Source organism: Nonomuraea sp. NPDC051298, assembly GCF_055586305.1.
In genome coordinates, this window is record NZ_JBVJIM010000015.1 from 289,080 (window position 1) to 296,967 (window position 7,888).

A 7,888-nucleotide genomic window follows, 5' to 3' on the forward strand; every position below is an offset into this window, starting at 1 on the left:
GCGACTGGTCGGGGATTGGGGGGTGATGGGGGGTGGCAGGAAAGCGAGCGGACCGTTTCGCCTTGTTGCCGCCAGACGCTAGGCGCTCGCCCCCGGCCGGAAAATACGTATGTGCATCGGTAGGGCATACCGATAATTCCGTTTCGCCTGCTCGCAGGGGGCCGGCGGTCGCGTACGGGCGGGGTGGGGGACAATCGGGGGCGTGCAGTTCGGTGTCCTCGGCCCGCTCGTGGTGCGCTCGACGGCCGGCGACCCGGTCGCCGTGGGCGGTCCCCGTCCGCGCGCACTGCTGGCCATGCTGCTGCTCGACGCGGGCCGGACGGTCAGCCTCGAACGCCTCATCGACGGCCAGTACGGCGACCGTCCCCCGGCGGGCGCGGCCAACGCGGTCCAGGCGCAGGTGTCCCGGCTGCGGCGGAATCTCCCGGGCGACCTGATCGAGTTCCACGGGGCCGGATACCGGCTGGCGGTCGAGCGGGAGAGCGTCGACGCGCACCGGTTCGAGACGTTGTCCCGCGAGGGCCGGGGGCTGCTCGCCACCGGCCGCTACGCGGCGGCGACCGCCCTGCTGCGGGAGGGGCTGGCACTGTGGCGGGGGCCCGCGTTCGCGGACGTGGCCGACGCGCCGTTCGCCCTGACGCAGGCGGTACGGCTGGAGGAGCTGCGGCTGGCGGCCACCGAGGACCTGTACGAGGCCGAGCTGTCCCTGCCAGGCGCCGGGCCGGTGGCCGGGCTGCGGGAGCTGGTGGCCGGGCATCCGCTGCGCGAACGGGCGCGCGGGCTGCTCATGCGGGCGCTGCACGCGGCGGGGCGGCAGGCCGAGGCGCTGGCGGTCTACGAGGAGGGCCGGCGGCTGCTGGCCTGCGAGCTGGGGGCCGACCCGTCGCCCGAGCTGGCCGCGCTGCACCTGGAGATCCTGCGCGGTGAGCGCGGACGTACCGCGTGGGCCGAGCCGCCCGCACAGCTCACGAGCTTCGTGGGACGCGAGGAGGAGCTGGCCCGGCTGACCGCGTTGCGCCCGGCCCGCCTGGTCACGATCGTCGGGCCGGGCGGCACGGGCAAGACCAGGCTCGCCGTCGAGTCCACCGGCCCGCGCGCGGGCTCGGGTGACACCGGCCGGACGGTCGGGTTCGTGGACCTGACGCTCGTCGACGGCGCACCCGGGCAGGTGGCGCAGGCCGTGCTGGGCGCGCTCGGGCTGCGCGAGCCCGCGCTCAGGCCGCCCGCCTCCGGTGGCCCCGACCCGGCCGACCGCCTCGTCGCCGCGCTGGCCGACCGGAGTCTCGTCCTCGTGCTGGACAACTGCGAGCACGTCATCGCGGAGGCCGCCACGCTCACCCGCCGCCTGCTCGCCCGCTGCCCCGGCCTCACCGTCCTGGCCACCAGCCGCGAACCGCTGGGCCTCACGGGCGAGCACCTCGTCCCGCTGGCTCCGCTGCCCCTCCCGCCGCCCGACGCCAGGGAGGCGCCGCACGACGCGCTCGCCTACCCGGCGATCCGGCTGTTCGCCGACCGGGCCAGGGCCGTACGGCAGGAGTTCGTGCTCACCCCCGGCAACCTGGACGCGGTCCTGCGGATCTGCGCCGCGCTCGACGGGCTGCCGCTGGCCATCGAGCTGGCGGCGGCCCGGGTGCGGACGTTCGGCGTGGCGGAGATCGCCGACCGGTTGGCCGAGCACGGCCGGTTCCGGCTGCTCTCGCGCGGCGACCGGACGGCCGCGGCCCGCCACCAGACGCTGCACGCGGTGGTGGAGTGGAGCTGGAGCCTGCTCGGGGCCGAGGAGCAGGCGCTGGCCAGGCGGTTCGCGGTGTTCGCGGGGGGCGCGACCCTGGAGGCGGTCGAACGCGTCTGCGGCACGGGCGCGGCGGGAGCATCGGATCCGGCACCGGCCGAGGCGCTGGCCGACCTGGTCGACAAGTCGCTGGTCGAGACCGACGGCGAGCGATACCAGATGCTCGACACCATCCGCCTGTTCTGCCTGGAACGGCTGGCGGAGGCGGGCGAGGAGGAACGCCTGCGCCGCGCCCACGCCGACTGGTCGCTCGACTTCGCGGGTCAGGCCCACGACCACCTCTACCGCGACGAGCAGCTCACCTGGCTGGCCCGCCTGTCCGCCGACAACGCCAACCTCCAGGCCGCCCTGCGCTGGAGCGTCGAGCACGACAGGCCGACGGCCGCGCGGCTGGTGGCGGCGCTCGGCATGTACTGGTGGCTGACCGGACGGCGGGGCCAGGCCACCCGGCACGCCCGGCGCCTGCTCGACGCGACCGGCCCCGAGCCGCCGACCGGGCTGGGCTCCGAGCTGGGTTTCGGGCTGGGTCTCGGGCTGGGTTTCGGGCTGGACGAGGAGTACGTGATGACCGTCCTGCACGCCGTGCCCGAGCCGGACTCGCCGCACTGGCGGCGGGCACGGGAGATCGTCGGATCGCTCGACCGGCCGTTGCGCTACCGGTTCGGGGTGGCGCTCTGGGGCATGGTCGCGGGCCCGCCGGAGGGCGGCGAGCCGACCGAGCGGGAGCGGCGCATGCTCGGCTCCGATCCGTGGAGCCGGGCTCTCGAACGCCTCAGCCTCGCCCTGATGACGTTGCTCACCGGAACGGCCACCGAGGCGGAACCCGAGCTGGAGCGGGTGCTGGCGGACTTCGACGCGCTCGGCGAACGCTGGGGCCGGGCCCAGGCCCTCGACTGGCTGGCCCTGGCCGCGAGCTGGCGCGGCGACTGGGCACGCGCCATGGGCCGCTGGTCGGAGGCGCTCGGGCTGCTCGAAGAGCTGGGCGCGCTCGACGAGCTGGCCGACGTGCTGTCCCGGCGGGGCGCCGCGCACTGGCGGGCCGGGAACGCCGCCGCCGCCCGCGCCGACTGCGAACGGGTGACCGAGCTGGAACGGCGGCTGGGCCGGCCGGTGCTGATGGCATGGGTGCAGCTCCAGCTCGGCGAGATCGCCCGGCACGAGGGCGATCTCGCCGAGGCCCGGCGGCGGCTCGACCTGGCCCTGTCGGGCGCCGAGACCGACGAGTCGGGTGCGTTCACCGCCGCCGGCACCCTGTCGCACGTGTACACGGCGCTGGGGCGGCTGGCCCAGGCCGAAGGGGACACCGAACGGGCCGCGCGCCTGCACACGACGGCCGTGACCGCCGCCCTGGACTCCCCTCTGGCCACCGACCACGCGGACGCGGCAGAGGGCCTGGCGGGTCTGTTGGGTGCTGGGGCCGATCGGAGGCGGGCGGCGTTGCTGCTCGGTGTGGCGGTGGCGGTGCGGGGCACGGCCGTGGCCGGTGATCGCGACGTGGCCGCGACCGCCGCCGCGGCCACCCGGGTGCTCGGCGCGGAGGGGTTCGCGGCGGCGTACGCCGAGGGGGCGGCGACGAGCCGGGCCGCGGCGCTGACAGTCCTGCGGGCGGCTGTCAGCCGATAGTCGCCGCCCTGTCAGCGCGGCTCACGAAGCTGCGGCACATGCGAAACCACCACAGCGGCACCGGCGCCCCGCGCAACTCCAACGTCCTCATCTCCGGCGCCGGCATCGCGGGCCCCGCCCTGGCCCACTGGCTCATCCGGTACGGCTTCACCGTCACCGTCGTCGAGCGGGCCCCTGCGGTACGCCCCGGCGGCCAGGCCGTCGACTTCAAGGGCGCGACCCACCAGACCGTGCTGAGCCGCATGGGCATCCTGGACGACGTACGCCGCCTGCGCACCGGCGGCACCGACCAGGAGATCGTGGACGCCGACGGCCGCCTGCTCGCGCTCATGCCCGGCGAGTTCACCGGCGGCGACCTGGAGATCACCCGGGGCGACCTGGCCAAGCTGCTCCACGAGCGCACGGCCCCCGCCTGCGCGTACGTCTTCGGCGACTCGATCACCTCGCTCACCGAGACCCCGGCCGGCGTGCACGTCACCTTCGAACGCTCCGCGCCGCGCACGTTCGACCTGGTCGTCGGGGCGGACGGGATCCACTCCAACGTGCGCCGCCTGGCCTTCGGCCCCGAGTCCGAGTTCGTCAGGTTCCTCGGCCACTACTACGCCCTGGTGGACGTCGAGGGTGACTTCGGGCCGATCCCGAGGATCTACAACGAGCCGGGCAGGATGGTGGCGGTCGGCGGGCCGAAGGCGCCGGCGTTCTTCGTCTTCGCCTCCGAGCGACTCGACCACGACCGCTACGACACCGCGCGCCAGCGGGACATCCTGGCCCGCGTGTACGCCGGCATGGGCTGGCAGACCCCGGCCGTCATGTCGGCGGTGAGCCGCTCACAAGACGTCTACCTCGACTCGATCAGCCAGGTCGGGATCGACCGCTACAGCTCCGGCCGGGTGGTGCTGCTGGGCGACTCGGCGTACGGCAACACGCTGGGCGGCTTCGGCACCGGCCTGGCCGTCGTGGGCGCGTACGTGCTGGCGGGCGAGCTGGCCGCGGCCGGCGGCGAGCACCGGGTGGCCTTCGCCGAGTACGAGCGCCAGATCCGCCCCTACGCCAGGATCGCCAAGAACGGCAACGCCGGCCCCTTCCTCGCCCCCGGCTCCCCCGCCCGGCTGCGCATGCGCAACTGGATGTTCAAGTACCGTTTCCTGCTCGGCCTGATGATGAAGATGGCCGACAAGTTCGCCACGGACATCGAACTCAGGTCGTACTGAGGCCGGGACGCAGGGGAAACAGGGGGACGGTGGTGCCGGAGTGGCGGTCAGGGCGGCCGCCGCCGGGGGCCCGTTCCCGGAGCCGACCGTAATTACCTCCGGATGACCGATGCGCTTCGGGCACGAGCCTGTGCATCCTGGTGGTGACGGGTCCGGCGCGGGCCTCGTTCCGGACCTTGAGAGGAGACACGTGGGCATGGAGTACGCGGCAGGCCGCCCCACCGTGGTCTTGGACAACGGCGTCGTCGGCCGGGTCATGCTGGCCCATCCGTACCGGCGCGACCTGGTGCTCGTGCTCGGCATGGACGGCACCCTGCTGAGCTGCCAGCTCGAGGGCATCGCCTGCGTGGTCGGCGGCAAGCCGCTGTGCCGCGACGGCTGACGCGCCTCCGAGGGGCGAGCCTCCTGCCGGTGCCGGATCAGGAGCGGGTCACGAGGTCGCCGATCAGTGCGGCCGCGGCGAAGTCGCCGGTGAGGCGGTTCTTGGTGAGGGCGAACGCGGTGCCCGTGGCCGTGTCGGCCCAGGCCGCGCTGCCGCCCGCGCCGGGCACGCCGAACACCGTCGGGCTCTGCTCCGCCGTCGAGGCCGGCCCGCCGATGCCGTATCCGAGCCCCCACGCCGACGGCATCCCGAAGATCTCGTCGATGCCGCTCGACGCCATGGCGGTGGCCGCGCGCAACCGCTCGGCGGGGATCAGCCGCGTCCCGTCCACCTCGCCGAGCAGCGCCGCGTACATGCGCGCGATGGCCCTGGCCGAGGTCTTGCCGCCCGCCGGGATGTCGGCCGACAGGTAGTCGGGCCGGTTGCCCAGCTCCGCGGTCGGCATCAGCGTCATCGGCCCGGCCTTGAACATCGGCAGGTCCGCGGGCATCTCCCCGAACGCCGACATGTCCACGGGGGCGTCCTCCAGCCGGGCCAGCCGGTGGTGCTCCTTCTCCGGCATCCCGAAGTACAGCTCGTCCGCCACGCCCAGCGGCCCTGCCACGTCCTCCCGCAGCACCTGCGAGATGGGCTTTCCGGTGACCCGCCGGACGATCTCCCCGACCAGGAACCCGAACGTGTAGGCGTGGTAGCCGACCTTGGTGCCGGGCTCCCACCACAGCTCGGCCTCCTCCAGCGCGGCGACCATCGTGCCCCAGTCGCAGACGTCCTCCGGCGTGGTGTCGAGCGGCACGCCGGGCACGCCCGCCGTGTGCGACAGCACGTGCCGTACGGTGACGCCCTGCTTGCCGTGCCGCGCGAACTCCGGCCACAGCTCGGCCACCGGCGTGTCATAGTCGAACAGGCCCCGCTCGGCGAGCACGTGCGCGACGGTCGCGGTGGCGCCCTTGCCGATGGAGAAGTTGTAGAAGGGCGTGTCGGGGGTTACGGGGCGGCCGGTCTCCGGGTCGGCGACACCGGCGACCACGTCCACGATCTGGACCCCGTCCCGATAGACGGCCACTTGGAGCCCACGCTCCTCGCCGGACTCGACCAGTCCGTCCGCCGCTTCCTGCACCCGCTGCTGAAGATCACTCATGACGTGTCCACCCCTGTAAGCCACTGGAACTAGACGGTACAGTACTCACGTCGGTACGGAACTGTCTAGTACTGTGTTCGGTCGGACGAGGAAAGGGCGGTCATGGCAGCGGAAGAGGACACCCGCACGGCACGCAAGCGCAGGCAGATCATGGAGGCGGCCCGCCCGGTCTTCCTGCGCAACGGCTACGTCGGCACCAGCATGGACGAGGTCGCCGCGCTGGCGGCCGTGTCGAAGCAGACCGTCTACAAGCACTTCACCGACAAGGAGCAGCTCTTCACCAGCATCATCCTGGACACCACCGGCCAGGTGGAGGAGCTGACCAAGATGATCACGGTGGCCCTCGACGACAGCGAGAACCTGCGCGAAGACCTCGGCGCGCTGGCCCGCCGCTTCCTCGACCAGCTCATGGCGCCCGACCTGCTCCGCCTGCGCAGGCTGGTGATCGCGGAGGCCGACCGCTTCCCCGACCTCGGTCGCACCTGGTACGAGCAGGGCTTCGAACGTTCGCTGGCGACCATGGCCACCGCCTTCCGCCGATTGGCCGAGCGCGGGCTCCTGCACACGGACGACCCGCTCCTGGCCGCCGAGCACTTCGTGGGCCTGCTGCTGTGGGTCCCGGTGAACAAGGTCATGTTCTGGGGCGGCGGCGCCCGGCACTACACGGAGGACGACCTCGAACACCTCTCGCAGGCCGCGGTGACGGTGTTCCTGCGCGCGTACGCCGCGCCGGAGGCGGCTACCCCAGGAACCGCCTGAGCCCGTCGGCCAGCGCGGCGGCCATCCGCTGCCGGAAGGCGGGGGCGGACATCTTGGCGGCGTCGCCCCGATTGCGCATGTTGCCGCACTCGACGAAGACCGCCGGGCGCTTCGACAGGTTGAGCCCGCCCAGGTCGGTACGGGTCTCCAAGCCGTCGCGCGCGATGTAGGTGGCGTACGGCAGGCCCGTGCCGGCGCGGAAGGCGTCGCGGATGTCGCGGCCCAGCCGGCGCGCGGGCTCGACCACGTCGTCGTTGTGGCCGGGCAGCAGCCCCGGCATGATCACGTGGAAGCCGTGCCCGCCCGGCGCGGCGCCGTCGCCGTGGATCGAGAGCACCGCGTCGGCCCCGGCCTCGTTGCCGATGGCGGCGCGCTCGGTGACGCAGGGGCCCACGCCCGTGTCGCTGGGCCGGGTGAGCACGACCCTGGCGCCCAGTCCTTCGAGGAGCTGCTTGAGGCGGCCGGCGACGTCCCAGGCGAAGGCGTGCTCCGGGTAGCCGGCGTCGGTCTCGGTGCCGGTGGTGTTGCACGGCTTGCGGCCGGTGATGACGTCGACCTGGCGGTTGATCTCCTTGGGGTGGGAGGCGTTGCCGCCGTTGTGGCCAGGGTCGATCACCACGGTCTTCCCCGCCAGCGGGCTCGCCGCGGCGGACCGCGCGGGCGTCGGCGAGGCGGGCGGCGCCGTCTCAGGGACCGTCTCCCGTGCCGGTCCCCCGGCCGCCTCCCGCGCCGTGTCCCGGGCGGTGGGCAGCGCGTCGCCGCCGCAGCCTGCGGCGAGCACGGTCGCCACGGCCAGTGCGACCAGTGCCGCGACTCCGGTGCGGTAGGCGCCCATGGCATCGACCGTACCGGGCGCGGCGCGGGATTCCCAAGACATGCATCCCCTAACCTCGGGCTTTCGCGGCGAATTTCCCGCGAGTAGACCAGTTACATGAGAAAAGTGCTTCTGAGCTGGGAGGATGGGGCTTGTCTAAGGTCCTGTC

The 7,888-nt window shown here is 73.6% G+C and carries 6 protein-coding genes; 4 read left to right on the forward strand and 2 right to left on the reverse strand.

Annotation, left to right across the window (positions count from 1 at the left end; genetic code table 11):
- Nucleotides 1–202: 202 nt before the first annotated feature.
- The 3 genes from ACZ6S0_RS35850 (at nt 203) to ACZ6S0_RS35860 (ending at nt 5,008) form a co-directional block, all read left to right on the forward strand.
- Entirely contained in the window at nt 203–3,415 is a 3,213-nt protein-coding gene (locus ACZ6S0_RS35850; RefSeq protein WP_465923770.1) for an AfsR/SARP family transcriptional regulator, read from the forward strand.
- Nucleotides 3,416–3,453: 38 nt separating this feature from the next.
- Nucleotides 3,454–4,626 carry an FAD-dependent monooxygenase gene (locus ACZ6S0_RS35855; protein WP_465923771.1) on the forward strand — a complete coding sequence of 391 codons (1,173 nt, stop codon included), beginning with the start codon at nt 3,454–3,456 and terminating at the stop codon, nt 4,624–4,626.
- A gap of 196 nt (nt 4,627–4,822) precedes the next feature.
- Nucleotides 4,823–5,008, forward strand: a complete 186-nt coding sequence (locus ACZ6S0_RS35860) for a hypothetical protein (RefSeq protein ID WP_344888882.1) — start codon at nt 4,823–4,825, stop codon at nt 5,006–5,008.
- Between the two features lie 37 nt (nt 5,009–5,045).
- Here ACZ6S0_RS35860 and ACZ6S0_RS35865 read toward each other — a convergent pair whose 3' ends face one another.
- Entirely contained in the window at nt 5,046–6,146 is a 1,101-nt protein-coding gene (locus ACZ6S0_RS35865) for a serine hydrolase domain-containing protein (RefSeq protein WP_465923772.1), read from the reverse strand.
- A gap of 102 nt (nt 6,147–6,248) precedes the next feature.
- Between ACZ6S0_RS35865 and ACZ6S0_RS35870 the strand changes: the two genes are divergently transcribed.
- Nucleotides 6,249–6,905: a TetR/AcrR family transcriptional regulator gene (locus ACZ6S0_RS35870; protein WP_465923773.1), complete on the forward strand. Its 657-nt coding sequence runs from the start codon at nt 6,249–6,251 to the stop codon at nt 6,903–6,905.
- Here the strand turns inward: ACZ6S0_RS35870 and ACZ6S0_RS35875 are convergent.
- Nucleotides 6,886–7,740, reverse strand: coding sequence for an N-acetylmuramoyl-L-alanine amidase (locus tag ACZ6S0_RS35875; protein ID WP_465923774.1), 855 nt, complete (start codon nt 7,738–7,740; stop codon nt 6,886–6,888). The genes ACZ6S0_RS35870 and ACZ6S0_RS35875 overlap by 20 nt on opposite strands.
- Nucleotides 7,741–7,888 lie beyond the last annotated feature (148 nt).